Origin of the sequence: Streptosporangium sp. NPDC002544, assembly GCF_040295965.1 — a bacterium.
GTDB lineage: Bacteria > Actinomycetota > Actinomycetes > Streptosporangiales > Streptosporangiaceae > Streptosporangium.
Genome location: NZ_JBEOWJ010000003.1, coordinates 234449 through 259682, shown reverse-complemented (window position 1 = coordinate 259682; position 25234 = coordinate 234449). Strand labels below are relative to the sequence as shown.

Genomic DNA, 25234 nt, shown 5'->3' with positions numbered 1-25234 from the left:
CGGTGGCCGCCCTCCTCCCATGTCGGGCCGGGTGCTCCGCGGCAGGTGAGGATTCCACCGGCGGTGAAATCCTCACCTGTGAAAGAGGTCGGACCAACTACCTCTACCCCCTCATTCCCCCCCGATCCTGCGGCTCGTGCCGACCGCCGGCGGCATATCTCTGGTGACGCGAGCGTGATACCGGCGACACGGAGCGGGTTATCGGGCAGGATTGCGCCATGTCCCCCGAGCAGGCCATCCTGCCGTACGCCACCTGGCCCTCGCCGATCTCCACTTCCGACGTCGCCCGCTCCGGGCTGCGCCTCGGGTTCCCGACAGTGCTCGGCGAGGAGGTCTGGTGGACCGAGGACCGTCCCGCCGAGGGCGGGCGGACCACCATCGTGCACCAGAGCGCGGACGGCACGCGGCGTGAGTTGCTGAGCGCGCCGTGGAGCGCCAGGACCAGGGTCCACGAGTACGGCGGGCGGTCGTACGCGGTGGTGCCCGGCGAGGGCCTGGTGTTCACGAACTTCACAGACCAGCGGCTCTACCTGCTGCCCACCGATGGCGAGCCCCGGCCGCTCACACCCGAGCCCGAGCAGCCCACCGCCCTACGCTACGCGGACCTCCTCGTCCACGACGGTCAGGTCTGGTGCGTCAGGGAGCGGCACGACGACGGCGAGGTGAGCCGGTCGATCGTGTCGATCCCCCTCTCCGGCGAGGTCGAGCCCCGCGAGCGGATCAGCGGGCACGACTTCTACGCCTCCCCCACCGTCTCCCCCGACGGCGAGCACCTGGCCTTCATCTGCTGGAACCATCCCCAGATGCCGTGGGACGGTACCGAGCTGCGGGTCTGCCGGCTGGCCGACGGCACCTCCTGGAAGGTCAAGGGGGGCATCTCCGAGTCGGTGCTCGCCCCGCAGTGGCGTGACGAGCGGCACCTCTACGCGATCTCCGACTGGTCCGGCTGGTGGAACCTCTACCTGGTCGGGATATACGGCACCGCGACCCGGGCGCTCTACCCGGCGGAGGAGGAGTTCGCGGGCCCGCTGTGGCAGCTCGGCGCGACACCGTACGCGCTGATGGCCGACGGCAGCCTCGCGGTCCTGCACGGGCTGGGCGGTCTGCGGCTGGGCGTCTTCGACCCGGACAGCGGCCTGCTGAGCGACCTGGACGTGCCCTACGACGGCTGGGATCCGGCGCTGGCCACCGACGGGCACGCCCTGGTCGGTATCGGGTACGGCCCGGCGCTGTCCCGCTCGATCGTCCGGGTCGACACGGTGACCGGCGGCGCGCAGGAACTGCGCAGGGACATCAACGAGCTGCCCGACCCCGCCTACCTGCCACTCCCCAGAACCGTGGAGTTCGAGAGCCGGTTCGGGCGCGAGGTGCACGCGTTCCTCTACCCGCCGGCCAACCCCTCGGCGCGCGGCGAGGGCCCCCCGCCGTACGTCGTGTTCGTGCATGGCGGGCCGACCGGGCACAGCGTCGGAGCGCTCGACCTGGAGAAGGCGTTCTTCACCAGCAGGGGCATCGGGGTGATCGACGTCAACTACGGCGGTTCCACCGGCTACGGCCGCGCCTACCGCGAGCGGCTGCGCGGCCAGTGGGGCGTGGTCGACGTCGAGGACTCGATCGCCGCGGCCGAATGGCTGGCCGCGGAGGGACTGGCCGACCCGGCGCGGATCGCGATCCGGGGCGGCAGCGCGGGCGGCTGGACGGTCATGGCGGCCTGCTGCACGTCCGACGCGTTCGCCGGGGGCGTCTCCTACTACGGCATAAGCTCGCTCGCCACGTTCAGCGCGACCACCCACGACTTCGAGTCACGCTACATCGAATGGCTGATCGGCCAGGAAGATCCTGTTCTGTACGCCTCGCGCGAGCCCCTAGGCCAGGTGGCCGGGGTGAGCTGCCCGATGCTGCTCCTGCAGGGCCTCTCCGACCCCGTGGTCCCCCCTGAGCAGTCGCAGGCCTTCGTCGACGCCCTCGCCGAGCGTGGCATTCCCTGCACCTACCTCACGTTCGAGGGCGAGGCCCACGGCTTCCGCCGCGCCGAGACCCGCAGCGCGGCGCTGGCCACCGAGCTCGCCTTCTACCAGCAGATCTTCCACGTCTGAACGCTCACCTGCGGCCTCCCGCCCCCGGCGCGAGTCTCCGTCCGGCGGGCGACCTTTCGAGGGCCGGGCCGGTCAGCGGGCGAACTCGGTGGCCCGGGACTCACGGACGACCGTGATGCGGATCTGACCGGGGTAGGTGAGCTCCTCCTCGACCTGCTTGGCGACGTCGCGGGCGATCACCTGAGCCTGGATGTCGTCGACCGAGCCCGGCTTGACCATGACCCTGATCTCACGGCCCGCCTGCATGGCGAAGACCTTCTCGACCCCCTCGTAGGAGGCGGCGATCTCCTCCAGGCGCTCCAGTCGCTTGACGTAGGCCTCCAGCGACTCTCGGCGGGCGCCCGGACGGCCGCCGCTGATCGCGTCGGCGGCCTGGGTGAGGACGGCCTCGACGGTCTTGACCTCGACCTCGTTGTGGTGGGCCTCGATGGCGTGGACCACGTCCTCGTGCTCGCCGTACCGCCTGGCGATCTCGGCGCCGATGAGCGCGTGGCTGCCCTCGACCTCGTGGGTGAGGGCCTTGCCGATGTCGTGCAGGAGCGTGCAGCGCTTGAGCAGCGTCGTGTCGAGCCGCAGCTCGGCCGCCATGATGCCGGCGATGTGGGCGGACTCGATGAGGTGGCCGAGCACGTTCTGACCGTAGGAGGTGCGGTAGCGGAGCTGGCCGAGCAGCGTGACCAGCTCGGGGTGCATGTCGGTGATGGCGAGTTCCACCAGGGCGTCCTCCCCCGCCCGCACGCACAGCTCCTGGACCTCGGCCTTGCTGCGCTCGTGGGCCTCCTCGATGCGCTGCGGGTGGATGCGGCCGTCAAGGACGAGTTTCTCCAGGGTCAGCCGCGCGGTCTCGCGGCGGACCGGGTCGAAGCACGACAGCAACACGGCTTCCGGCGTGTCGTCGATGATCAGGTTGACTCCGGTGGTCGACTCGAAGGCACGGATGTTACGGCCCTCGCGGCCGATGATGCGCCCCTTCATCTCGTCACCCGGCAGGTGCAGGACGCTCACGACGGACTCGGCGGTCTGCTCGGTGGCCACCCGCTGGACCGCCAATGTAACGATCTTGGTGGCGCGCTTCTCGCCCTCCTTGCGTGCCTCGCTCTCGATCTCCCTGACGATCAGGGCCGCCTCGCGCTTGGCCTGGTTCTCGATCTCCCGGACCAGCTCGGCTCTGGCCTGGTCGCCGGTCAGCCCGGACACCCGCTCCAGGATGGCCTTGCGCTCCTCGGCCACCCGTTCGAGATCCTCGCGGCGATCGGCCAGCTCGGTCTCCGTCTCGGCGAGCTTGCGGGCCCGGTCGGCCTGGCGCCTGGCCTCATCGTCGAGGCGCTGCTCCCGCTCGGCCAGCCGGTTCTCCCTGCGTTCGAGGTCTGCCCGGAGTTCCTTGAGCTCGTATTTCAGCACCTTGCCCTCGGCCTCGACCTCCTTGCGCATCTCGGCCGCCGCCTCGACCGCCGACTCCGATTTGCGCAGGAGCTCTCCGGCGTCGTCCTGGGCCTTCGCCCGGATACCGGCGGCCTCACGCCTGGCCTCCTCCAGCTGGGCCGAGACCTCGGCCTCCTGCTCCGAGGTGAGGCCCCTCGGCCCGGCTCCTCCGATGCGACGCAGCAACACGACCAGCACGGCTGTCATCACGACAAGAGCCACAACCGCCACTGCCAATATGACGACCACGACCGGATCCATGCGCGCCTCACCTTCCTCGCGTCGCAAATATCAAGCACACGAGGGGTCACACGCACGGCACGGAAAGCTCAACAGACGGCGCTGTCGGGACAGAAGTGAGCCCAGAGGGATCACTCACCGGCTTTTCCCGCCGGCCCGCTCTCTCGCCCTCATCCGCCAAGCCTGCTTGTCCGTATTACACCGCTATGACAATCCGCACTGCGCGGAGTAACTCCTCACTGCCGTTGAGATTAAGCGTCAGAGAGGTAACGAGCAAGCAAAGACCTAGCGTCAGGCTGCTTTGAGCTAGTCGAGGGGATAGCCCGAATCTTCCGTGAATGGCGCTGTTTCTGCCTCATCATCCTCCAGCACTTCGCGGATAACGCGAAACGCCAGGCCAGGACCGTATCCCTTCCGAGCGAGCATGCCGGCCAGCCTGCGGGTCCTGACCGCGGGGTCCAGGCCGCGGGTCGAGGAGAGCTTGCGCCGCACGAGGCCACGGGCGGTCTCCGCCTCCTGCTCGGGGTCGAGCTGCTCCATCGCGTCCTTCACGGTCTCCTCGTCCACCCCCCGGTGCCGGAGCTCGGAGGCAAGGGCCTTTCTGGCAAGCCCCCGCCCGGCATGGCGAGAGCTCACCCATGCGGCGGCGAACGCCTCATCATCGATGAGCCCGACCTCGGAGAAGCGCTCCAGCACGGCGTCCGCCGCCTCCTGGGGCACCTCACGCTTGCGCAGCGCCTCCGCGAGCTGAGCTCGGGTGCGCGGCGCCATCGTCAACAGCCGCAGGCAGATCGCCCGCGCCACCGCCTGCGGATCGGCCCCGGCTCCCTTCCTCGCGGGAGATTCCTCGACCGGTCCGTCAGGAAGGGGGCCATCAGGAAGAGCGCCCGGGGAACCGCCCCCGGACCGTCGCCCACCACGGCGGGAGCCACGTCCCTTCCGGCTTCGCGACTCGCCGCCAGCAGGACCTGCGGCCTCCCCCTCGGAAGCGGGGAGACCATCGCCCCGCCCCCGCCCGCTCCTGCCCGGCGAGCCGATCCGGGGCTCGTCGGGCCAGGCACCCCAGTCTCTCGGCCCGACCTCACCGGGCGGACCGAGGTCGGCTCCCATCATCATCGTTCAGCCCGAATCAGGCGTCACCCGGCTTGGGAGTGGCCGCCTTGGAACCACGACCGGACGCGGCGGCCGCCGGAGCCGGACCGGAACCACGGCCGGACGCGGCGGTCACCGGAGCGGCAGGCGGCGGGGTGGCCGGGCTGTCGACGCGCGGGCCGACGCCGAGCTTCTCCTTGATCTTCTTCTCGATCTCGTTCGCCATGTCCGGGTGGTTCCTGAGGAAGTTTCGCGCGTTCTCCTTGCCCTGGCCGAGCTGGTCGCCCTCGTAGGTGTACCAGGCTCCGGACTTGCGGACGAAGCCGTGCTCCACCCCCATGTCGATCAGGCCGCCCTCGCGGGAGATGCCGACGCCGTAGAGGATGTCGAAGTCGGCCACCCGGAAGGGCGGGGCCATCTTGTTCTTGACGACCTTCACCCGGGTGCGGTTGCCGACCGCCTCGGTGCCGTCCTTCAGCGTCTCGATACGGCGGATGTCGAGACGGACCGAGGCGTAGAACTTCAGCGCCTTTCCACCGGTCGTGGTCTCGGGCGAGCCGAACATGACGCCGATCTTCTCGCGGAGCTGGTTGATGAAGATCGCGGTGGTGCCGGTGTTGTTGAGCGCGCCCGCGACCTTGCGCAGCGCCTGGGACATCAGGCGCGCCTGGAGGCCGACGTGGCTGTCGCCCATCTCACCCTCGATCTCGGCCTTGGGCACCAGGGCCGCGACCGAGTCGATGACCAGCAGGTCGACGGCGCCGGACCGGATCAGCATGTCGGCGATCTCCAGCGCCTGCTCACCGGTGTCCGGCTGGGAGACGAGCAGCGCGTCGGTGTCGACGCCCAGCTTCTGGGCGTACTCGGGGTCGAGCGCGTGCTCGGCGTCGATGAACGCGGCGATGCCGCCGCCACGCTGGGCATTGGCCACCGCGTGCAGAGCGATCGTGGTCTTTCCCGAGGACTCGGGACCGTAGACCTCGATGATGCGGCCGCGCGGGAAGCCCCCGATGCCGAGCGCCACGTCGAGCGCGATGGAGCCGGTGGGGACCACCTCGATGGGCGCCCGGGTCTCGTCGCCCAGGCGCATGATGGAGCCCTTGCCGAACTGCCGCTCGATCTGAGCGAGCGCGGTCTCGAGCGCCTTCTCGCGGTCGTTAGCTGCCATGGGAGCCCCCCTGGAGGGTCGCGGGTTGGATCGGTTGCCAGAAAGCTACGGGGTGCCGCCGACAATTTCGGGAGGGCACGCCAGGAGTGACGGCCTGTTCAATATAGCCGAACGACTGTTCGATCGCGGCCCGTTGGCATCACGTGTTCCGGGAACCGTGATCCACCGCGGGACTCTCCCGCACAGGGCCCGCACAGGGCCCACGCAGGGCCGGTCGCAGGGCCCGCACGGGGCCGGTCGCAGATCTGGGGCCGTGGCCGCGAGGAGCGCGGACCCATCCGGGAGGCGACATTTCCGAGAATTGTCCTGAGCCTGTTGTAACCAGGCTGACCTGGGGTGATCCTGAGGGGAAACGACCCGAGGTGCCCGACGTGCCCAACACGTTCACGCAGCAACGCCTAGCCCATCTCGACTCCCTGGCCGCCGAACTGCGACAACGAGGGCTGGTGAGCCGTACCCTCGGAGGCACCGCCCCGGTGCTGTGGGTATGGCATCCGGACAGCGGCCGGCAGACCATCGTCTTCGCCACCCCCGTCAGGGACGGCTGGCTGTTTCTGTGGTCGCCGGACGGCGAGGAGAGAGCCGACGACCCCGTGCACGCGGCCGGCTCGGTGGAGAGACTTCTCGCCCCGCCCGCGGAGCCCTCCTGACCGTCCCCCGGCCCACCCCTCAGCGGAGCCTGGGAGAGACGTCGGTCACCCCGCACACGGCGTGCCAGACCTCCTTCGCCCCGACCCCCTCGGCCAGCGCCTGGATCACGGTCCGGCCGCCGAGGTCGGCGATGACGTAGTCATGGGCCCACGACTCGGCGTACTGGTCGCCGAAGTGCAGCTTCATCCGCTTCCAGAAATCCGACAGGCGCATGCCCCAAGTATGAGACCACACCGGCGTGCCTCGGCCCGCGCCCGGCACGCCGCACGTCGGCGGCGCCCCGGTCGCCCGGTCCCGGTGAAAGGGAGACCCGGGGACGGGGACCGGCGGGGGCGGGGTCCGCGCGTCGGCGGGAGTACGGGCCGCCACGGGGGCAAGGCAGACCTCCGGAGCACGCGGGAACCGTAACCGAGGGCGACCGGCTCGCGGCTGAGTGGCGGCGCGGACCGTCAGAGCACGCGGGAGCCGTACATCTCGCCGAGGGGGTCGGCGAGCAGTTCCACGCGCGCCCCGTCCGGGTCGGTGAAGTAGATGGAGGTACCGCTCTCCACCTGGTGCGGCACGCCCGCCGCCACCAGCTTGCCTCGCAGGCGCTCCCAGGTGGAGGGGTCCACGGAGACGGCGACGTGGTGGAGCCCGCCGAGGACCTCCCGGTAGGGGCCGAGGTCCAGCCCCGGGAAGTCGAAGAAGGCGAGGAGGTTGCCGTTGCCGATGTCGAAGAAGAAGTGGTTCGACCCCCGGTAGTCGCGGTTCTCGAAGATCTCCGTGAGGGGGAACTCCAGCAGGTCCTGGTAGAACCTGATCGTCGTCTCGACGTCTGAGGAGATCAGCGCGAAGTGGTGCAGCCCTCTCGCGCTGCTCGGCGGACGGTTCTCCCTGAGGTGCTCCGCCTTGATCCGCTCGCGTTTCGCCTCGATGGCCTGGTAGTCGATGCTCACCGTTAGCTCACCACTCAATGCGTCCTGTGTTCGCCAAAGCATGCCTGTGGCGACAGGAGCCAACCTACTCCTGGGGCGTGGCCCGGTGGTCTGGCGGTGGCACCGGTGGATCACGTATCCGCAGCCGATGAGTCCGGCCCGCGGCAGGCGGTGACGGGTTCTGTCGGTGGCGCCGTGCAGTATGGGCGGTGGCCCGGTTGGTCGGCCGAGCCGGGAGGCAGGGGGCGCGATGAGCGAGACGGCGGGCGCGGGCGGGGCGCTGGGGCACTTCACCCGGATGACCAGGGACTGGTTCACCGGGGCCTTCGCCGCGCCGACCGCGGCACAGGAGGGGGCGTGGGCGGCGATCGCCCGGGGTGACAACACCCTGGTGGTCGCCCCCACTGGCTCCGGCAAGACGCTGGCCGCCTTTCTGTGGTCGCTCGACCGGCTGGCGGCCGGGCACTCGGCCCCCGGGTCTCCCCCGCCCGGCGAGGACGCCGGGTTCCCCGGAAGCGCCGGAGCCGCCACCACGATCATGGACGCCCCGGCGGGCGCCGCCGTCCCGGACATGACGGGCGGCACGGGCGCCGGGGGGAGGCGGAGCCGTTCCCGGCGGGACGAGGAGCCGCCGAGGCTGTGCCGGGTCCTTTACGTGTCGCCGCTCAAGGCTCTGGCCGTCGACATCGAGCGCAACCTCCGGGCGCCGCTGGCCGGGCTGAGACAGACCGCGAGCAGGCTCGGCCTCCCGGTGCCGGAGATCTCGGTGGCGATCCGCTCGGGCGACACCTCAGCCGAGGAGCGGCGCCGGTTCGCGACCAGGCCGTCAGACATTCTGATCACCACCCCCGAGTCGCTGTTCCTGCTGCTCACCAGTCAGGCCCGCGAGGCACTGCGCGGCGTGGAGACGGTCATCGTCGACGAGGTGCACGCGGTGGCCGCCACCAAGCGCGGCGCGCACCTGGCACTCAGCCTGGAGCGGCTCGACGCCCTCCTGCCCCGGCCCGCGCAGCGCGTCGGCCTGTCGGCGACCGTACGGCCGGTGAGCGAGGTCGCCGCCTTCCTGGGCGGGCCCCGTCCGGCGACCGTGGTCCAGCCGCCCGCGGGTAAGGAGATCGAGGTCGAGGTGGTCGTCCCGATCGAGGACATGACAGAGCTCGACACGCCGCCCACCTCCCCCGCCTCCGACGACGACCGGTGGCTGACCGAGACCCCGGCCAAGCGGTCGATCTGGCCGCATGTGGAGGAGCGGCTGTTCGACCTGATCGGGGGGCACAGTTCCACGATCGTGTTCGCCAACTCACGGCGGCTGGCCGAACGGCTCTGCACCCGCCTCAACGAGCTGGCGTGGGAGCGGCGGGCCGCCGAGGCGGAGCGGTCCGAGAAGGGCACGGAGGCGGATCCCGCGCACTGGGCCGAGAACTTCCCCGAGCTCCCCGCCTCCCTCTCCACCCCGGCGGCCATGATGGCGCAGGCCGGTTCGGCCAAGGAGGTCGTCCCGGAGATCGTGCGGGCCCACCACGGGTCGGTGTCGAAGGAGGAGCGTTCCCAGATCGAGGAGGCGCTCAAGTCCGGGCGGCTGCCCGCCGTGGTCGCGACCTCCAGCCTGGAACTCGGCATCGACATGGGCGCGGTGGACCTGGTGGCCTGTGTGGGGGCACCGCCGAGCGTGGCGAGCGGCCTGCAGCGGATCGGCAGGGCCGGGCACCAGGTGGGAGCCGTCTCACGTGGTGTGATCTTTCCCAAGTACCGGGGTGACCTGGTCCAGACGGCCGTGGTGGCCGAACGGATGAGAAGTGGGGAGATCGAGGAGCTGCGCTATCCGCGCAATCCTCTCGACGTCCTCGCCCAGCAGATCGTGGCGATGACCGCGCTGGACGAGTGGACCGTCGACGAGCTGGAGGAGGTGGTACGGCGCGCCGCCCCCTACCGGACGCTGCCCAGAAGCGCGCTGGAGGCGACCCTCGACATGCTCGCCGGGCGCTACCCGAGCGAGGAGTTCGCCGAGCTGCGACCGCGCATCGTCTGGGATCGGGTGGCCGGCACCCTGCGGGGCCGTCCCGGAGCCCAGCGGCTGGCGGTCACAAGCGGCGGCACGATCCCCGACCGGGGGTTGTTCGGCGTGTTCCTGGTCGGGGAGAAGTCCTCCCGGGTGGGCGAGCTGGACGAGGAGATGGTCTACGAGTCGCGGGCCGGTGACGTGTTCGTGCTGGGCGCGACCTCCTGGCGGATCGAGGAGATCACGGCTGACCGGGTGCTGGTCACTCCCGCGCCCGGACAGCCGGGGAAGCTCCCGTTCTGGCACGGCGACACCGCGGGGCGCCCGGCGGAGCTGGGGAAGGCCATCGGCGCGTTCCTCCGCCAGATGTCCTCGGCGGGCGCGGACGCCGAGGCGGGAGACGGTGGTACGGAGAGCGCGCGGCCGAGGGACGCGGGGGCGGGAGCCCGAGGAACGCCGAGCTCGGTCGCGGGGAACGCACGGACGGGAAGCACGAGGACAGGGCATCCGGAAACACCGGGCTCAGGGACGGGAAACCCGGAGGCGGGAAACGCGGGGACGGAAAACGCCGAGGCCGGAAACGCGGCACGGGATGGGGCGCTGGAGAGGATCAGGGCGGCGGGGCTGGACGGGTTCGCCGCGGCCAACCTGCTCGCCTACCTGGCCGAGCAGCGGCAGGCGACCGGTTATGTGCCCGACGACCGGACGTTGCTGGTCGAGCGGTTCCACGACGAGCTGGGCGACTGGCGGGTGGTGGTGCACTCCCCGTACGGAGCACGGGTACACGCGCCGTGGGCGCTGGCGATCGGGCGGCGGCTGCGGGAGCGCTACGGCGTCGACGTGCAGGCCGTGCACTCCGACGACGGGATCGTGCTGCGCATCCCCGACACTCTCTCGGAACCTCCGTCCGACGTCGCCGCCTTCGACCCGGACGAGATCGAGCGGATCGTCACCGAGGAGCTCGGCGGTTCGGCGCTGTTCGCGGCGCGGTTCCGCGAGTGCGCGGGGCGGTCCCTGCTGCTGCCGCGCCGCGTGCCGGGCAGGCGGTCGCCGCTCTGGCAGCAGCGGCAGCGCGCGTCGCACCTGCTGAACGTGGCCGGCCGCTACGCGTCGTTCCCCGTGGTGCTGGAGACGATGCGCGAGTGTCTTCAGGACGTGTTCGACGTTCCGGGGCTGGTCCGGCTGATGCGCGACATCGAGGCGCGGCGGGTCCGGCTGGTGGAGGTGGAGACCGGGAAGGCGTCGCCGTTCGCCGCGTCGCTGCTGTTCAACTACATCGGCGCGTTCATGTACGAGGGGGATGCTCCGCTGGCCGAGCGCCGCGCCCAGGCACTCGCGCTCGACACGAGCCTGCTGGCCGAGCTGCTGGGCCAGGCCGACCTGCGCGAGCTGCTCGACCCCGATGTGATCGCCGACACCGAGCGGGAGCTGGCCCGGCTGGACCGGCCGCTGCGCGACGCCGAGGACCTGGCCGACCTGCTCCGCTCCCACGGCCCCCTGATGGCCGAGGACGTGAGCGTGCGCGAGGGTGACCCGGCGTGGCTGGCCATGCTGGAGGGCTCCCGGCGGGCGATCAGGGTTCGGGTGGCCGGGCAGGAGCGGTGGGCGGCGGTCGAGGACGCCGCCCGGCTGCGCGACGCGCTCGGCGTGCCGCTGCCGATGGGAGTGCCGCACGCGTTCCTGGAACCGGTGGACGATCCGCTGGGCGACCTGCTCGCCAGGCACGCCCGCACGCGCGCCCCCTTCCCCGCGAGCACGGCCGCGGCCAGGTTCGGCCTCGGCACCGCGGTCGTCACCGACGCGTTGCGCCGCCTGGCGGCCTCCGGGCGGGTGGTGAGCGGGGAGTTCAGGCCGGGTGGCCGAGGCGAGGAGTGGTGTGACGCCGGGGTGCTGCGGATGCTGCGCCGCAGGTCCCTGGCCAGGCTCCGCAAGGAGGTGGAACCGGTCTCCGCGGAGACTCTGGCCGTCTTCGCCCCCGCCTGGCACGGCATCACCGACTCCCCGCGGCGGGGCAGGCCGCCGATCGACGCGCTGGTGAGCGCGATCGAGCAGTTGCAGGGCTCGGCGCTGCCCGCTTCGGCGCTGGAGACGCTGATCCTGCCCTCGCGGGTGCCCGGATACGACCCGTCGCTGCTGGACGAGCTGACGGCCTCCGGCGAGGTGATCTGGGCGGGGCAGGGGTCTCTGCCGGGTGGCGACGGCTGGGTGTCGCTCTACTTCGCCGACACCGCGCCGCTGCTGATGCCCGATCCCGCCGACATCACGCTGACCCCGGTGCACGGGGCGGTGCTGGAGGTGCTGGGCGGTGGGGGCGCGCTCTTCTTCCGCGAGCTGGCGAGCCGGGCCGGCGTTCTTCTGGCCGGTTCGGTCCCGGACGACCGTGTCCTGGCGGCCGCCGTGTGGGACCTGGTGTGGTCGGGCCGGATCACCGGTGACACGCTGGCGCCGCTGCGGGCCACGCTCGGGACGGGGCGCCCCGCGCATCGCCCGGCTCCGACCCGGCGCCGGCGGGCGGTGTTGCCGAGCCGGAGCGGCCCGCCCACGGTGGGCGGGCGCTGGTGGACGCTGCCCGCCCCCGCCGAGGACGCCACCCAGCGCGCCCACGCCCAGGCCGAGGTGCTGCTGGAGCGGTACGGCGTGGTGACCAGGGGCGCGGTGACCGCCGAGCGGCTGCCGGGCGGGTTCGCCGCCGTCTACCAGGTGCTTCGTGCCTTCGAGGAGAGCGGCCGGTGCCGCAGGGGCTACTTCGTGGAGGGGCTGGGCGGCGCCCAGTTCGCCCTTCCCGGTGCCGTCGACCGGATGCGCGCCATGTCCGTCTCACTCACCGCGCCGCCGAGCGCGGCACCGGTACCCGACCCGTGGAGCTCCCGGAAGCCCGAGGGCACGGGGGAAAGCGGCCGGCGAGCGGTGGTGCTGGCGGCGACCGACCCGGCCAACCCGTACGGGGCGGCCCTGCCCTGGCCCGCCCATCCTGGCGAGGTGTCCCACAAGCCGGGCAGGAAGGCCGGATCCCTGGTCGTGCTCGTCGACGGGCACCTGATCCTCTATGTCGAGCGCGGCGGTAAGACCCTGCTCTCCTTCTCCGGAGACGACCGCCTCCGGCCCGCCGTCGACGCCCTCGCGCTCGCCGTACGCGACGGCGCCCTCGGCAAGCTGACCGTCGAGCGCGCGGACGGCACCGCCATCAACGACTCCCCCCTGGCCGCCGCCCTGGAGTCCGCGGGCTTCCACCCGACCCCAAGGGGGCTGCGCCTGCGAGCCTGAAGTGCCGCACGCCTTTCTCAAGCCGCACGCCTTTCAGCCGGTCGACGATGCTCAAGCCGGTCGCTAGTAATTCCTAAGAGGTTTCCAAGTGCCGTCGCGACACTGGTCATGCAAGTCAATCGAAGGGGGAACAAATGGCAACCAACGGCAAGTCGGAGCTCTCCGCTCTGTCCGCGCTCGGCCGCGAACTGGACGAGGACCAGCTCGCGCAGGTCAACGGTGGCTACTACTGGGCGTGCTACCACTGGGAGGACTTCGCTCCCGGCGGCCCGGCTTACTGATCCGACCAGGCGTCAGCCAGGCCATCGCGTTGAACGGACGCGGGTAGCCATATAACGCAGGGGGACGGGGCGCGGCCGGTGGCCGCGCCCCGTCGGCGTTCCCCCACGGTGATCACCGTGCGCGTGGGTCATCTTTGGCGGGAGGCCGCCTCCGCGACCGGCTGGCTTTCCTGCCGCATGTGACGCCTCTGGATGCTCTGGAAGCCGACCAGGTCGTCCGGGAGCGCGTCGGGCACGTCCACGTCGAACCTGGACAGCGTGCGGGTCCGCATCGCGACCAGCGCCGTGACCGCGATGGCGACCGCGAACAGCACGTACATCAGGCCGACGCCGCGGCCCTCGCCGGTACCGAGCACGAGGCCGACCGTGCCGGCGAGCGGCCCTCCTGAGGTGAGCAGCGGCTCGAACAGGGCGCTGCCGTACGGCGCGACCAGGCCGAACCCGATCGGCAGGGTGGACCAGGCGATGAGCGTGTTGAGCGCGATGACCCGGCCGTGGAACCGCTGCGGCACCTTGACCTGGATGATCGTGGCGTAGACGCCGTTGAGCATGGTCAGCCAGAACGACATCCCGAAGGCGCCCACCGCGATCAGGGGCAGGTTCTGCCGCAAACCGGTGACCAGGCAGAAGAGGCTCAACACGAGGGTGGAGAGCATGACGCCGCGCAGTCGCCGCCGTCTCGGTCCTCCCCAGACGGTCATGGTCAGGCCGCCGAGGAAGACCCCGAGGCCGCCGGCGAAGGAGATCCGGCCGACGTCCTCCAGCGTGGCGAAGCCAAGGACCAGCGGCGAGATGAGCAGGAAGAGCGGGGACAGGAAGACGTTGAGCACCGCGAAGAAGAACAGCATGCCGCGGAAGCCCCGGTTACCCCAGGAGAACCTCCAGCCCTCGACCATCTCGGCGACCAGCGACTCCCTGCGCTTCCACGCCATGGTCCTCGGGAAGCGGACGAAGAGCAGCACCCCGATCGCGAAGACGTAGGAGACGACGTCCAGGACGAGGATGCCCTCCAGGCCGACCACCGCCATCAGGCCGACCGCGAGCAGCGGGACGACCAGTTGCGCGGTGCCGGTGACCATCTGGACCACCCCGTTGGCGTGGCCGAGGAAGCGCTTGGGGACCAGTTGCGGTACCGCCGAGTTGTACGCGAGGCGCTGGAAGGTCAGCGCCACGGAGAGCAGTACCAGGAGCGGGTAGATGTGCCAGACCTGAAGGTTGCCGGTCCACAGCAGGACGCCGAGTGCCAGCTGGGTGCCGAACGCGCCGACGTCTCCGGCGAGCATGACCCGGCGCCGGTCGTAACGGTCGACGAGGGCACCGGCGAGGGGGGAGACCAGCATGCCCGGGACCAGCGCGAGGACCGAGAACAGGGCGAACCTGGCGAGCGAGCCGGTGGTGATGTAGATCCACAGCGGTACGGCGAACTCGGTCAGCGACGACCCGACGATCGAGACGAGTTGTCCCGCGGCCACGGTGGCGAACCGCCTCATGCTCGGCTGGGGGCCGGGACTCACCGAGGAGACCGCCGCTCCGGGGTGCCCGGTCGCCGGTGGCGCGCCGCCCGTGCCGGGACCGGCGAGAGCGGGCCCGGCCGGGGTCCGCCCGGCCCGGACGACGGCTCCGGTGGGTACGGCCTGCTCACCGGGGTCCTGACCGGTTCCGGCCTCCGCGTCCTTTACCGGCCCGGCCGGAGGCGTGACGGCTCGGGTGAAGGCGGCCCGGGCCGATGTGTCCTGAACGGAGATGCCCTGAGCAGAGGCGTCCTGGATGGAGACGCCGTCGAGCCACCAGGTGGACCTGTCGGTGCGGCCCAGCTTCGCCGTGTCGCCGGAGGCGATGGCCCGGTGGGTGCCGGTGACGATGGCCGCGAGCTCCTCCGCCCGATATTTCAGGAAAAAGTGCCCGGCCTCGTCGAGGACGACCACGGCCGTGGAGCCGGTCAGCAGGTGCCACTCGCGGTAGCGCTCCTGGTAGAACTCGGTGGCCGGATCGCGGTCGCCCGCCACGGAGATGATCGGCGCCCTGAGCGGTTCGACGCCGTCGGTGAAGAGGCGGGTGAAGTAGCGCTCCGCCTCCCTGGTGCCCTTGCGGCGGTTGTCGATCATCAGTTTGAGCTGGTCGCGCTCCAGGTCCTCCACGTCGAGACCGGCGGCCTGCAGGGCGTTGGCCCAGACCTGGTCGCTGCGGAGGCGGTCGGTCAGGTTCGACAGCCGGGCCAGCAGCGAGTTGGGGCGCGCGAAGGGGAAGATGCCGCCGAGGTAGATCGCCTCGACCTGGCGGCCCGCCGCCTCCAGGTGGCGGGCGATCTCCACGGTCAGCATGACGCCGAGCCCGCAGTGCCCGTACAGCGCGAGCGGCCCCCGGACCTCCCTGAGGATCTCCGCCACGCAGCCCCGCGCGACCTCCTCCACCGGCCGGGTCTCCTCGATCAGCCCCATCTCCTGGCCGGGGACGGCGACCGCGTGCAGTGCCCAGTTCGCCGGCAGCGCGTCGGCCAGCGGCTGGTAGATGGCCGCGCTGCCACCGCCGTACGGCACGCAGACCAGGGTCGAGGTGGCCGCGCGGGCCGGGGTGAGCCGGTGCAGGAGCATGCGCGGGCCGTCGTCGGCCGTCTCGACGAGCCGGGCGAGCTCGCGGACCGTCCGGTTCTTGAACAGGTCCAGGATGGTGACCTGGCGCCCGCCCTCCGGGATGGCCTTCCTGAGGCGGGCGACCACCTGCGCGGCGAGCAGCGAGTGTCCGCCCAGGTCGAAGAAGTCGTCCAGCACGCCGACCTGGACGAGTCCCAGCACCTTCGCCCATACCGCTGCGATCGCCTCTTCGAGCGGCGTTCCCGGCGGGACGAATCCGGCCTCCTGGTCGGGTCGTGCCTCGTCGGGTTCCGGCAGCCTTGCCCGGTCGACCTTGCCGTGCGACTTCAGCGGCAGCTCGTCCAACCAGACGAACCGACCGGGGATCATGTACTCGGGAAGCCGCTCGCCGAGCCTCGCCCGCAGCTCGCTGACGCTGCTCCGGTCGCCGGCGGTCTCCGCGACGACGTACCCGACCAGCCGGTCCGCGCGCAGTTCGACGACGGCGTGGGCGATCCCCGGCTGGCCGGCGAGTACCGACTCGATCTCCGGCAGCTCCACCCGGTAGCCCCTGACCTTGACCTGCAGGTCGCGGCGGCCGAGGAAGCACAGGTCGCCCGAGGGCAGCCAGCGGCCCAGATCACCCGTCCGGTACATCCGGGCACCGGATTCGCCGTACGGGTCGGGCAGGAACCTGTCGGCCGTCAGCCCGGGGCGGCCGAGGTATCCGCGGGCGAGCCGGTCACCGCCGAGGTAGATCTCGCCGGTCATGCCCGGCGGAACCGGCCGCAGGTGCTCGTCCAGCACGTAGACCCGGGCGCCGGGCAGTGGCCTGCCGATCGGCAGGTTCAGCGCCCGCGCCTCCTCGCCGGTGACGGCGTGGGTGGAGATGCCGACCGTGGCCTCGGTGGGGCCGTAGTGGTTGACCACCGTGGTGTGCGCGGCCAGCTCGCGGGCCCAGCTCCACCCGGAGGCCTCACCACCGAGGATGAGGAGCCTGCGCGGGAGCAGCTCGGCGGGGTCGTCCACCGCGGCGAGCAGCGAGGCGAGGTGGGAGGGGGTCATCTTCAGGTAGTCGGTGCGGCTCAGCTGCCCGGCGAGCTCCTCGGCCGGGGCCTGCGGGTCGGCCAGGTGCAGCTCACCGCCGGTCATGATCGACAGATAGAGGATCGTCACCCCGAAGTCGAACGAGAGCGACTGCAGCAGCGTGTGCACCGAGGCGGGCTCGACCTCGAAGCGCTCCCTGACCCCGGTGAGGTAGTTGAGCACCTGCCGGTGCTGCACCCCGACGCCCTTCGGCCGCCCGGTGGTCCCCGAGGTGTAGATCACGTACGCCAGGTGGTCCGGTGAGACCCCGGGAGGCTCGAACCCGGTCTCGTCCAGCGCCTCGGAGTCCAGGCGGATCACCGGCGCCTCGGGGAGATCGGGGACCAGGTCGCACAGGTCGGAGGTGGTGAGGACGGCGACGACCCCGGCGTCGGCGAGCATGTACGCCAGGCGGTCGCGAGGCTGCTTGGGGTCGAGGGGCAGGTACGCGCCACCGGCCTTCAGCACGCCGATGACCGCCGCCGCGAGGTCCGTGGACTGTTCGAGAAGGACACCGACCCTGCTGTCCGGCCCCACGCCGTGACGGTTCCTCAGCAGGGCGGCGATCCGAGTGGAACGTTCGTCGAACTCGGCGTAGGTCAGCGAGCCGCCGCGAACCCCGGACGTCACAGACGCCGTGCCCGAGGCCGGCGAGCCGGCGTGGACCACCGCCGTCGCGCCGGGGGTCAGCGCGGCCTGCGCGGTGAGGAGGTCGTGGAGCAGGTCATGGCCGGACGGCCGGAGCGCGGGTCCGGCCCCGAAGCCCAGGACCCGGTCCCGCTCGTCATCGCCGAGCAGCGAGAGCTCGCCCACCCGCGCACCGGGATCCGCCACGATCGAGCGCAGTAGCGTCTCGAACCGCGCCGCCAGCAGCTCCATGGTCTCGGGGTCGAACAGCGCGGTGCTGTAGGAGAGGTGACCGACCAGCCCGTCCGGGCTCTCGAACAGGTAGAGGCCGAGGTCGAACCGGGTCGTCCTGGCCGGGAGGGTGAGGTAGGAGAGGCGCCCGTCCTCCTGTCCCGCCTTGAAGTTCTGCAGCGCGAACGTGACCTGCGCGAGCGGCGAGCGGCTGACGTCGCGGACCACGTTCAGCTCGCTGACCAGCTGGTCGAACGGGAGCTCCTGGTGCGCGAAGGCGTCCAGCGCGCTCTCCCGGGTACGGGCCAGGAAGGTGGTGAACGGCGGGTCGTCCGCCAGGTCGGCGCGGAGGACCAGGGTGTTGACGAACATGCCGACGACACCGTCCAGCTCGGGCAGCCCGCGTCCGGCGACCGGGGAGCCGACGGCGAAGTCCGCCTGCCCCGAGTAGCGGGCCAGCAGCACCTGGAAGGCTGCCAGCAACGTCATGTACGGCGTGGCGCCGGACGCTGCGCCCAGCTCGGACAGCCGCCGGGTGAGGTCGGCGTCCACCCGGACGTCGAGCGCGGCTCCCTCGTGACGCTGCTCGGCGGGGCGCGGCCGGTCGGTGGGCAGTTCGAGGGCGGGCAGCCCGGCGAGCCGGTCGCGCCAGTGATCGAGCTCGCGGCGGTGGTCCCGGCCCCGCTGCCAGAGCGCGTAGTCGCCGTAGCCGACCGGCGCGGGCGGCGGGGTCTCGCCGTCGTGCAGGGCGAGCAGCTCGCGGATGAGCAGGTCGCTTGACCAGCCGTCGATGACCGTGTGGTGGGCGGCGAGCAGGAGCACGTGGTCGTCGGGCGCCACCCGGACCAGCACCGTGCGGAAGAGCGGGCCGCGCTCCAGGTCGAACGGGACGGCGAGATCGGCGTCGAGCAGCTCGATCGCGGCGGCCACGTCGGCCGCCTCGGTGACGCGCAGCTCGGCGGGTCCCGGCTCGTCGACGACGAGCTCGGGGGTGCCGTCCTCGGTGGTGAGGAACCGCATCCGCAGGGCCTCGTGGCGCGCGACGATCTCGTCCAGCGCCCGGCGTAGCGCATCGGCGTCCAGCTCCCCGCGCAGGCGCACCGCGACGGGGACCGTGTAGGTGGTGGTGCCGGGGCGGTACTGCTCCAGGAACCACAGGCGCTCCTGCGCGTGGGACAGGGGCGGGACGGTTCCCTGAGCGCGGGCGACGACGGCCCGCGACTCCCCCCGGTTCCGAAGCCTTCTCGCGAGCAGTGCCTTCTTCGCGTCCGACAGCGTTGTCTCGCTCAAGCCCGCAGCTCCGTTCTGAGGGCCGCGAGGAAGAGCGCGGCGTCCCGGCCGTTGATCAGTCGATGGTCGTAGGCGAGGCCGATGTTGGCGACGGTTCGCACGGTCACCGTGCCGTCCTCGGCGAGTACCGGCTCGGACTGCGGCGAGGTGATCGCGAGGGCGCAGACGGTGCCGGGGAAGATGAGCGGGATCGCGAGGACGACGTCGGCGTCGGTGTGCAGGGTGACGGCGATGTTGGCGCCGGTGAGGTCCTTCTCGCGGAAGTCTCCCTCGGCCGCGGCGAGCCGGTAACGCATGAGCGCCTCGGCGATCTCCCTGAGCGATCCGGTGTCGCGGACGACCGGCACGTACAGGCCCTCGCCCAGGTCGAACGTGACGCCGACGCGCGGGGCGTCGGCCAGCCGTGCCTCGTCCCCGTCGATCGAGGCGAAGAAGAGCGGAAAGGCGGGGTGCAGCGTCGCCACGGCCTGTACGAACAGCTCCGCCAGGCCGACCGGCCTGCGGACCTGTCTGCTCAGCTCCCCGGTCCGCGCCAGCAGCGGGCCCACCTCGAACCTCACGACCGTGTACGCGGCGGGGATCGCGGCGTGCGAGACGGTGACGGCGCGCGCGACGGCGCGCTGCACCCGCGACAGGCGGTGGGTGCCCGCCTGTCGTCCGTCGGCTTTATCCGGATCCGTGCCGGGTTCCGGCGCGTCGGCCCGCACAGTGGCGGTCGTCTCCCCGGTACGGCGGGCGACCAGGGCCGCCACGTCGGCCCGGCGGATGACGGCCAGGCCCAGGGCCGCGACATCGGAGTCGGAGACCCCGAACTCCTCCATGGCGGCGCGGGCGGGATCGGTGACGACCGGCTGGAGAGCCGGTGCGTTCCCTCGTCCCGCCATGCCCTCGCCTGCCACCGGCTCGGGGCCGGAAAGAACAGCGCCGGAAAGGGCAGAGCCGGACGGAGCCGGGGCGGGACTTTCCAGGACGGGGAAGGCGGGCGGCGGGGTGGCCTCGGCGGTGACGCGGGCGAGGAGCGCGCCGGGAGCGATCCAGGTGTTGAGGGCGGCGGCGTGGTGCAGGTGGCCGGACTCCCCCGCCTCCAGTTCGTCGGCGGCCTTGGAGGTCTCCAGCACGGCGACCGCCTCCCCCGCGACGACGGGACCGCCGTCCTCGACGAGCCACTCGACGATCAGGTACTCGGTGTCGTTGTTGTTGAGCTTGGGGACGCGGATGTCAGCCACGCAGGGCCTCCCGTACGGCACGGTGAATCGTGGACTCCCCGACCAGGACCTCGTTCTCCAGGTGCGCGGCGGTGGGGATCACGGCGGCCCGCGAGTGGACGAGGCGGACGGGGCCGCGCAGGCGCTCCCAGACGCGGGCGTGCAGCAGGTGGGCCACCTCGCTGCCCCAGGTGCCCCCGGCGGTGCTCTCCTCCGCGACCACGACGACGTCCGCGAGGTGCGGCAGGAGCGCGTCGGCGTCCAGCGGATAGAGGCGGGAGGGCACCAGCAGCCGGGTGGAGATCTCCTGTTCCACCAGCAGGGAGCGCATCGCGGCCAGCACCCGGTGGGCCATCCCGCCGGGGGCGATGACAACGCAGTCGGGGCGCTCTGTGGAGTCGCGGATGTCCACCACGGCCAGGTCTCCGTCGCGGCGGAGGAGGAACAGCGGGTCCACCCGGCCCATCGGCCGGGTGTAGAGGATCTTGTCCTCGAAGAACACGCACGGCTCGCCCCGTTCCAGCATCGCCGCGAGCGCCGCGCGGTTGTCATGGAAGGGGGACATCTCGTACAGCGACAGCCCCGGCATGCCGACGAAGTGCTTCTGCAGGCTCTGGCTGTGCGTGGGGCCGTAGCCCCGGCCGCCGCCGGTCGGGCAGCGCACCACCATCCGCAGCGGCAGCCGCCCGCCGTACATCGACACCGACTTGGCGGCGAAGTTGCAGAGCTGGTCGAAGGCGAGCGACACGAAGTCGCCGAACATGATCTCGGCCACGGCCGTGTTGCCGGTCAGCGCCAGACCCGCCGCGACGCCGGTCAGCGCGCCCTCGCTGATCGGAGTGCCGATCACGCGTCCGGGAAAGCGGCTGGACAGGCCCTTGGTGACCTTGAAGGCGCCTCCGTACGGATCGAGGATGTCCTCGCCGAGGACGTAGGCGGTGGGGTCGTCGTCCAGCAGCCCGTGCAGTGCCGCGTTGAGGTTCTCCGCTACGCGCACGGTGCCTCCCAGCGGGAGAGCGGGCGCGCCGCGACCTCGTCGGCGACGGCCTGGACCTCGGCCCTGACCGCGCCGTCGATCCGGTGGAACTGCTCGGGATGGTCGTGGGCGTAGCGGCCGTACCAGTCGTTGTCCCTGGCGGCCCGTACCGCGTCGGCCGGGCGCACGTCGTCGCCCTTGCTGTGCGGCCCGAGGCGGTGGGTGACGAACTCGACCACCAGCGGCCCCGCCTCGCGCACCCGCGCCACCTCCTCCTCCAGCGCGAGGCGGATCTCGTTGACGTCCGTGGAGACGACCAGCAGGTGCGGGATGCCGAAGGCCGCCGCCCGACCGGCCACCGTGCCCGCCATCTGCGACGCGGTCGGGGTGGACTGGGCGATGCCGTTGTTCTCCACCACGACGAGCAGCGGGAGCCGCCAGAGCGCGGCGAGGTTCAGTGCCTCGTAGACCGCCCCCTCGCCCCAGGTGCCGTCGCCGATGTGGACGCAGGCCAGGGCCCCTGGCTCGGCGCGCTTGAGATGCAGCGCGACACCGGCGGCGACCGGCATGCTCTCGCCCTGCACCCCGGTGGACAGGTAGCGGTCGCGGTGGATGTGCTGGCTGCCGCCGACGCCTCCGCAGACCGCACCCTGCCTGCCCATGATCTCGGCGAGCAGGCCGTGCGGGTCGCGGAACCTGGCCAGGTAGTGGCCGTGGCCCCGGTGGTTGCTGAAGACGTGGTCGGCCGGGCCGAGCAGGGGGCGGAGGGCGACCGGGACGTACTCCTGGCCGAGGCAGGTGTGGGTGGTGCCGTTGAGCTCGCCCCTGCCGTACAGCTCCAGGAGCTTGAGCTCGAAGTGCCTGACCAGCAGCAGGAGCTCCAGGTCCTCGTCGGCGAGGCGGGAGAGACGGAGCCCGTCGAGGGTCTCAGTCATCGCCGAGAGAGCTCGCGATCCCGGCGATCCCGGCGATCGTCGGGTTGTCGAAGAAGTCGTCCAGGGAGACCTCGATGTCCAGGCGCTTGCGCATCCGGGCGATGATCTGGGTGATGGTCAGCGAATGACCGCCCAGGTCGAAGATGTCGTCGTCGTCCTCGATCGGCGAGATGCCCAGGACCTCCTCCCAGATCTCGCGCACCTGGTCGGTCAGCGTGGTGACGGAACCCATTCGTTCTCCAGAAGTTCGTGCAGTGGCAGGTCGGGGTCATCGGTGGCGCGTTCCAGCAGGAGACGCAGGTCCTCGGCCACCCGGGCGGCGTCGGGCACCGTCTCGGGGTCGTGGCGCAGGCTGATCTCCAGCCCGCCGGGGCCGTCCACGCACTGCAGGTGCAGCGCGCCGCGTACCCCGTGGTTGAAGACCGTCCACTCCACGGACGCGTCGAGGCCGGTGAAGACCGGGTCGGCGGCGCGGCGGGTGCGGTAGCTGACGGAGACGGGCACCAGTGCGGCGTGCGGCCGGATGCGGGGCAGTGCCCGGGAGAGCGGCACCTGGCGGAACCGGTAGACCTCGCGCAGCTCGGCGCGGAGCGCGGTGGCGAACTCGCGGAAGGTCTCCCGCCCAGACGGGGTGGAGGCGACCGGGAGCTCGTTGACGAACAGGCCGATGTGGCCGGTGGCCTGTTCGGGCCGGGTGGACAGGTCGACGGCGGTGGTCACCGAGGCGTTGCCGTAGCCGAGGAGCCGCGTGTGCAGCGCGGCCAGCAGCACCTCGAAGCGGGTCAGGCCGGGAACCGAGGAGACCTGTGGGTCGAGGGTGAACCGGAGCACCCGTCCCTCGCCCGCCCGCCGGGACCTCAGCGCCCGGCCGAGCACGACGGTCTCGCCCGGATCTCGCCAGCGGGGCTTCCAGAACTCGCGCGCGGCGGGAAGCACGGCGGCCACCCGGTCGCGCTCGGCCCTGCCGTGGTCGATTCCGGGCAGCGGGGGCGGCGGCTCGCCGTTGTAGAAGGCGGCCAGGTCACGCACCAGGATGTCCTTGGACTGCCCGTCGAAGATCAGGTGATGGGCGACGAAGAGCAGCAGGTGCCGCCCGGGGCCGGTCTCGAACAGGGTGAAGCGGGCCAGCGGGCCCTTCTCCAGGTCGAAGGCGCGAAGGATCTCCTCCCGTACGCCCGGCCCGTGGTCCGGGGAGCCCGGGGCGGTCGGCTCCTTCGCCGGGGTGTCGGCCGAGAGATCAGCGAGAAAGGCCGCCGCCCGGCGTACCGGGACCTCGGCGCCGGGCACGAGCCGCAGTTCGTCGCCCACCTCCGCCACCACGCCGCCCAGCGCCGGGTGCCGGTCGACCACCGCGGCGCAGGCCGCCAGCAGCGCGCCGGTGTCCAGGTCGCCGCGGAGGTGAACGACCAACGGCATGTGGTAGGCGGTGCCACCACCCGCGGCCTGCTCGGTCACCCACATCCCCTGCTGGGTGAACGTGACCTCGGACCCGGACATCACACGCCCCCCATCGTCCGGCGCAGCGCCTTCTTGTCGACCTTGCCGCCGTCGTTGCGCGGCAGGGCGCCGACGGTGACGATGTGCGCGGGCAGCTCGTGCGGGGCCAACCGGCCCTTGAGGAAGATCCGCAGTTCCTCCGGCGCGAGGGGCGCCCTGGTGGCGAGGGCGACGGTGACGACGCTTCCGAGCACCGGGTGGGGAACCCCGAACGCGGCCGCCTCGATCACCGCCGGGTGCCGGTGGACGGCCTCCTCGACGTGGATCGTGGAGACCTTGAAGGCCCCGGACTTCACCACGTCGCTCTCCCGGTCGACGAGGTAGAGGTAACCGTCGGCGTCGAGGTAGCCGAGGTCGCCCATCCGCACCCAGCCGTCGCGGAAGGTCTCGCTGCCGGGGTCGCCGTAGTAGGCGCGCGGTACCGCGGGGGATCGCATCCAGACCTCTCCGGTCTCCCCCCGCGCCAGCGGCTCGCCCGTCGCGGTGGCGATCCTGACCCGTCCCCCGGCGATGGCGCGGCCGACGCTTCCCGGCCGCTCCGGGTCGAACATCATGATCGTCTGAGCCGGGGCCGCCTCGGTCGAGGTGTAGTAGTTGGCGATCGTCGCGCTGGGGAAGGCCGTGGTCAGCGCCTGGGCGACGGCCGAGGGCAGCGGCGCGGCGGCCGAGCCGAGCAGCAGCACGCTGGACAGGTCGTGCCGCTCGGCCACTCCCGCGTTGATCAGCTCGATGGCCATCGCGGGGACCAGGAAGACCGTCCCCGCCCGGTAGGACTCGATCAGCGACGCGAAGCGGCCGGGGGTGAAGCGCGGCAGCGTCACGACGGCCGGCCGGGCGTCGAGCGCGTTGATCAGCATCGTCTGCCCGGCGTTGGTGCCGATCGGGAAGGCGTGGACGAGATGCCGGGAGTGCGCGAACGGGCGGCGTCTGGAACCGCAGCCATAGGTCAGGTTGGCATGGGTGGCCGAGACTCCCTTGGGGCGGCCCGTGGTGCCGGAGGTGTAGAGGATCTGGGCGAGATCTCCCGGCTCCGGCGCCGCGAGGTCGGCCTTCTCATAGGACGTTTCGGCGCTCAGGCGGTCGACGGTCGCGCTCCAGCCGACCTCGGGCACGGCGAGGTCGGCGGTGAGGCCGGCCGCGTGGACGATCCCGGTCGCACGGCAGTTGGCCAGCATGAGACGCAGGTCATCGGGGGCGAGGCGGTCGGAGAGCGGTACAGCCACCGCCCCGGCCGCCAGAACCCCGCAGAACGCCACGGCGTAGTCCGTCCAGTCGGCGGCTCCGAACACCAGGCCCACCCGGTCACCCGAGGTGACACCGCGCGCGAGCAGGCCGTTCGCGAGCGCGAGGGACCGCTCGTGCCACTGCTGGTAGGTGAGCCGGGCCGAGCCGTGCACGATCAGCGCGACCCCGTCGGGGTCGGCGAGTGCCCGGTCTCCGAGCAGTTGGGGGACGGTCAGGTTCACCGGGTGAACCTCCCACTAAAGATCGGATGTATATGCGATCAAGGCATGTGGCCATTGAGACCACTACAGGAAAGAATCTTTACTATTCAAAATCGAGCGCCAGTCTTACATGATCGCCACAGCCTTGCAAGACCTTTGGCGGAGGTTCGCCGGGAGGACAAAACCCTCGCGAGAGTGGGCCTTGCGCCCTCGGAGTGAAGGTGTAACACTGACCACCCAGA

Annotated in this window: 16 protein-coding genes; 4 read left to right on the top strand and 12 right to left on the bottom strand. The window is 71.6% G+C overall.

Translation table 11 applies throughout. The features are described from left to right. Nucleotides 1–218 precede the first annotated feature (218 nt). On the top strand, nucleotides 219–2096 hold the full coding sequence (locus ABT061_RS05930) for a S9 family peptidase (protein WP_350913148.1): 1878 nt from the start codon (nucleotides 219–221) through the stop codon (nucleotides 2094–2096). Nucleotides 2097–2168: 72 nt separating this feature from the next. Here the strand turns inward: ABT061_RS05930 and rny are convergent, their stop codons facing one another. The 3 genes from rny to recA form a co-directional block, all read right to left on the bottom strand. Then, complete coding sequence (gene rny, locus ABT061_RS05925) at nucleotides 2169–3779, bottom strand: ribonuclease Y (protein ID WP_350913146.1); 1611 nt, start codon at nucleotides 3777–3779, stop codon at nucleotides 2169–2171. 285 nt (nucleotides 3780–4064) lie between these two features. After that, a complete protein-coding gene (gene recX, locus ABT061_RS05920; RefSeq protein WP_350913435.1) occupies nucleotides 4065–4868 on the bottom strand; it encodes a recombination regulator RecX in 804 nt (267 codons plus the stop codon). Between the two features lie 19 nt (nucleotides 4869–4887). After that, nucleotides 4888–6018 (bottom strand): recombinase RecA, encoded by a 1131-nt coding sequence (gene recA, locus ABT061_RS05915; protein ID WP_350913144.1) that lies wholly within the window; start codon nucleotides 6016–6018, stop codon nucleotides 4888–4890. A 371-nt stretch (nucleotides 6019–6389) separates the two neighbouring features. Between recA and ABT061_RS05910 the strand changes: the two genes are divergently transcribed. Next, nucleotides 6390–6668 (top strand): hypothetical protein, encoded by a 279-nt coding sequence (locus ABT061_RS05910; protein ID WP_350913142.1) that lies wholly within the window; start codon nucleotides 6390–6392, stop codon nucleotides 6666–6668. Between the two features lie 19 nt (nucleotides 6669–6687). On the opposite strand, the gene ABT061_RS05905 is transcribed toward ABT061_RS05910, so the two are convergent. Together ABT061_RS05905 and ABT061_RS05900 are read right to left on the bottom strand one after the other, a co-directional pair. After that, nucleotides 6688–6882, bottom strand: coding sequence for a DUF3046 domain-containing protein (locus ABT061_RS05905; RefSeq protein WP_030904097.1), 195 nt, complete (start codon nucleotides 6880–6882; stop codon nucleotides 6688–6690). Between the two features lie 236 nt (nucleotides 6883–7118). Continuing rightward, the gene (locus ABT061_RS05900) at nucleotides 7119–7607 is read right to left on the bottom strand and encodes a VOC family protein (protein ID WP_350913140.1); all 489 of its coding nucleotides are present in this window, start codon (nucleotides 7605–7607) and stop codon (nucleotides 7119–7121) included. Nucleotides 7608–7836: 229 nt separating this feature from the next. Here ABT061_RS05900 and ABT061_RS05895 point away from each other — a divergent pair, with 229 nt between their 5' ends. Both ABT061_RS05895 and ABT061_RS05890 read left to right on the top strand, forming a co-directional pair. Then, nucleotides 7837–12849: an ATP-dependent helicase gene (locus ABT061_RS05895; RefSeq protein WP_350913138.1), complete on the top strand. Its 5013-nt coding sequence runs from the start codon at nucleotides 7837–7839 to the stop codon at nucleotides 12847–12849. Nucleotides 12850–12983: 134 nt separating this feature from the next. Then, nucleotides 12984–13130, top strand: coding sequence for a bacteriocin (locus ABT061_RS05890; protein WP_350913137.1), 147 nt, complete (start codon nucleotides 12984–12986; stop codon nucleotides 13128–13130). A gap of 128 nt (nucleotides 13131–13258) precedes the next feature. Here ABT061_RS05890 and ABT061_RS05885 read toward each other — a convergent pair whose 3' ends face one another. The 7 genes from ABT061_RS05885 to ABT061_RS05855 are packed head-to-tail and all read right to left on the bottom strand — an operon-like array spanning nucleotide 13259 to nucleotide 25013. Beyond that, the gene (locus ABT061_RS05885; RefSeq protein ID WP_350913134.1) at nucleotides 13259–18934 is read right to left on the bottom strand and encodes a non-ribosomal peptide synthetase/MFS transporter; all 5676 of its coding nucleotides are present in this window, start codon (nucleotides 18932–18934) and stop codon (nucleotides 13259–13261) included. Continuing rightward, nucleotides 18931–20160 carry a 2-oxo acid dehydrogenase subunit E2 gene (locus ABT061_RS05880; protein ID WP_350913132.1) on the bottom strand — a complete coding sequence of 410 codons (1230 nt, stop codon included), beginning with the start codon at nucleotides 20158–20160 and terminating at the stop codon, nucleotides 18931–18933. The genes ABT061_RS05885 and ABT061_RS05880 overlap by 4 nt, the downstream gene beginning before the upstream one ends. Then, the gene (locus ABT061_RS05875; RefSeq protein ID WP_350913129.1) at nucleotides 20153–21136 is read right to left on the bottom strand and encodes an alpha-ketoacid dehydrogenase subunit beta; all 984 of its coding nucleotides are present in this window, start codon (nucleotides 21134–21136) and stop codon (nucleotides 20153–20155) included. The genes ABT061_RS05880 and ABT061_RS05875 overlap by 8 nt, the downstream gene beginning before the upstream one ends. Next, complete coding sequence (locus ABT061_RS05870; protein ID WP_350913127.1) at nucleotides 21127–22050, bottom strand: thiamine pyrophosphate-dependent dehydrogenase E1 component subunit alpha; 924 nt, start codon at nucleotides 22048–22050, stop codon at nucleotides 21127–21129. Before ABT061_RS05870 ends, ABT061_RS05875 begins: the two co-directional genes overlap by 10 nt. After that, a complete protein-coding gene (locus ABT061_RS05865; protein ID WP_350913125.1) occupies nucleotides 22043–22282 on the bottom strand; it encodes a phosphopantetheine-binding protein in 240 nt (79 codons plus the stop codon). Before ABT061_RS05865 ends, ABT061_RS05870 begins: the two co-directional genes overlap by 8 nt. Next, complete coding sequence (locus ABT061_RS05860) at nucleotides 22261–23547, bottom strand: condensation domain-containing protein (RefSeq protein WP_350913123.1); 1287 nt, start codon at nucleotides 23545–23547, stop codon at nucleotides 22261–22263. The genes ABT061_RS05865 and ABT061_RS05860 overlap by 22 nt, the downstream gene beginning before the upstream one ends. Continuing rightward, a complete protein-coding gene (locus ABT061_RS05855; RefSeq protein WP_350913121.1) occupies nucleotides 23547–25013 on the bottom strand; it encodes a class I adenylate-forming enzyme family protein in 1467 nt (488 codons plus the stop codon). The genes ABT061_RS05860 and ABT061_RS05855 overlap by 1 nt, the downstream gene beginning before the upstream one ends. Between the last annotated feature and the right edge of the window lie 221 nt (nucleotides 25014–25234).

Excerpts from the sequence above, each read along its gene's own strand:
- recA (WP_350913144.1), bottom strand. The coding sequence starts at position 6,018 with ATGGCAGCTAACGACCGCGAGAAGGCGCTCGAGACCGCGCTCGCTCAG.
- ABT061_RS05895 (WP_350913138.1), top strand. The coding sequence starts at position 7,837 with ATGAGCGAGACGGCGGGCGCGGGCGGGGCGCTGGGGCACTTCACCCGG.
- recX (WP_350913435.1), bottom strand. The coding sequence starts at position 4,868 with ATGGGAGCCGACCTCGGTCCGCCCGGTGAGGTCGGGCCGAGAGACTGG.
- ABT061_RS05860 (WP_350913123.1), bottom strand. The coding sequence starts at position 23,547 with ATGTCCGGGTCCGAGGTCACGTTCACCCAGCAGGGGATGTGGGTGACC.
- ABT061_RS05890 (WP_350913137.1), top strand. The coding sequence starts at position 12,984 with ATGGCAACCAACGGCAAGTCGGAGCTCTCCGCTCTGTCCGCGCTCGGC.
- ABT061_RS05930 (WP_350913148.1), top strand. The coding sequence starts at position 219 with ATGTCCCCCGAGCAGGCCATCCTGCCGTACGCCACCTGGCCCTCGCCG.
- ABT061_RS05905 (WP_030904097.1), bottom strand. The coding sequence starts at position 6,882 with ATGCGCCTGTCGGATTTCTGGAAGCGGATGAAGCTGCACTTCGGCGAC.
- rny (WP_350913146.1), bottom strand. The coding sequence starts at position 3,779 with ATGGATCCGGTCGTGGTCGTCATATTGGCAGTGGCGGTTGTGGCTCTT.
- ABT061_RS05865 (WP_350913125.1), bottom strand. The coding sequence starts at position 22,282 with ATGGGTTCCGTCACCACGCTGACCGACCAGGTGCGCGAGATCTGGGAG.
- ABT061_RS05870 (WP_350913127.1), bottom strand. The coding sequence starts at position 22,050 with ATGACTGAGACCCTCGACGGGCTCCGTCTCTCCCGCCTCGCCGACGAG.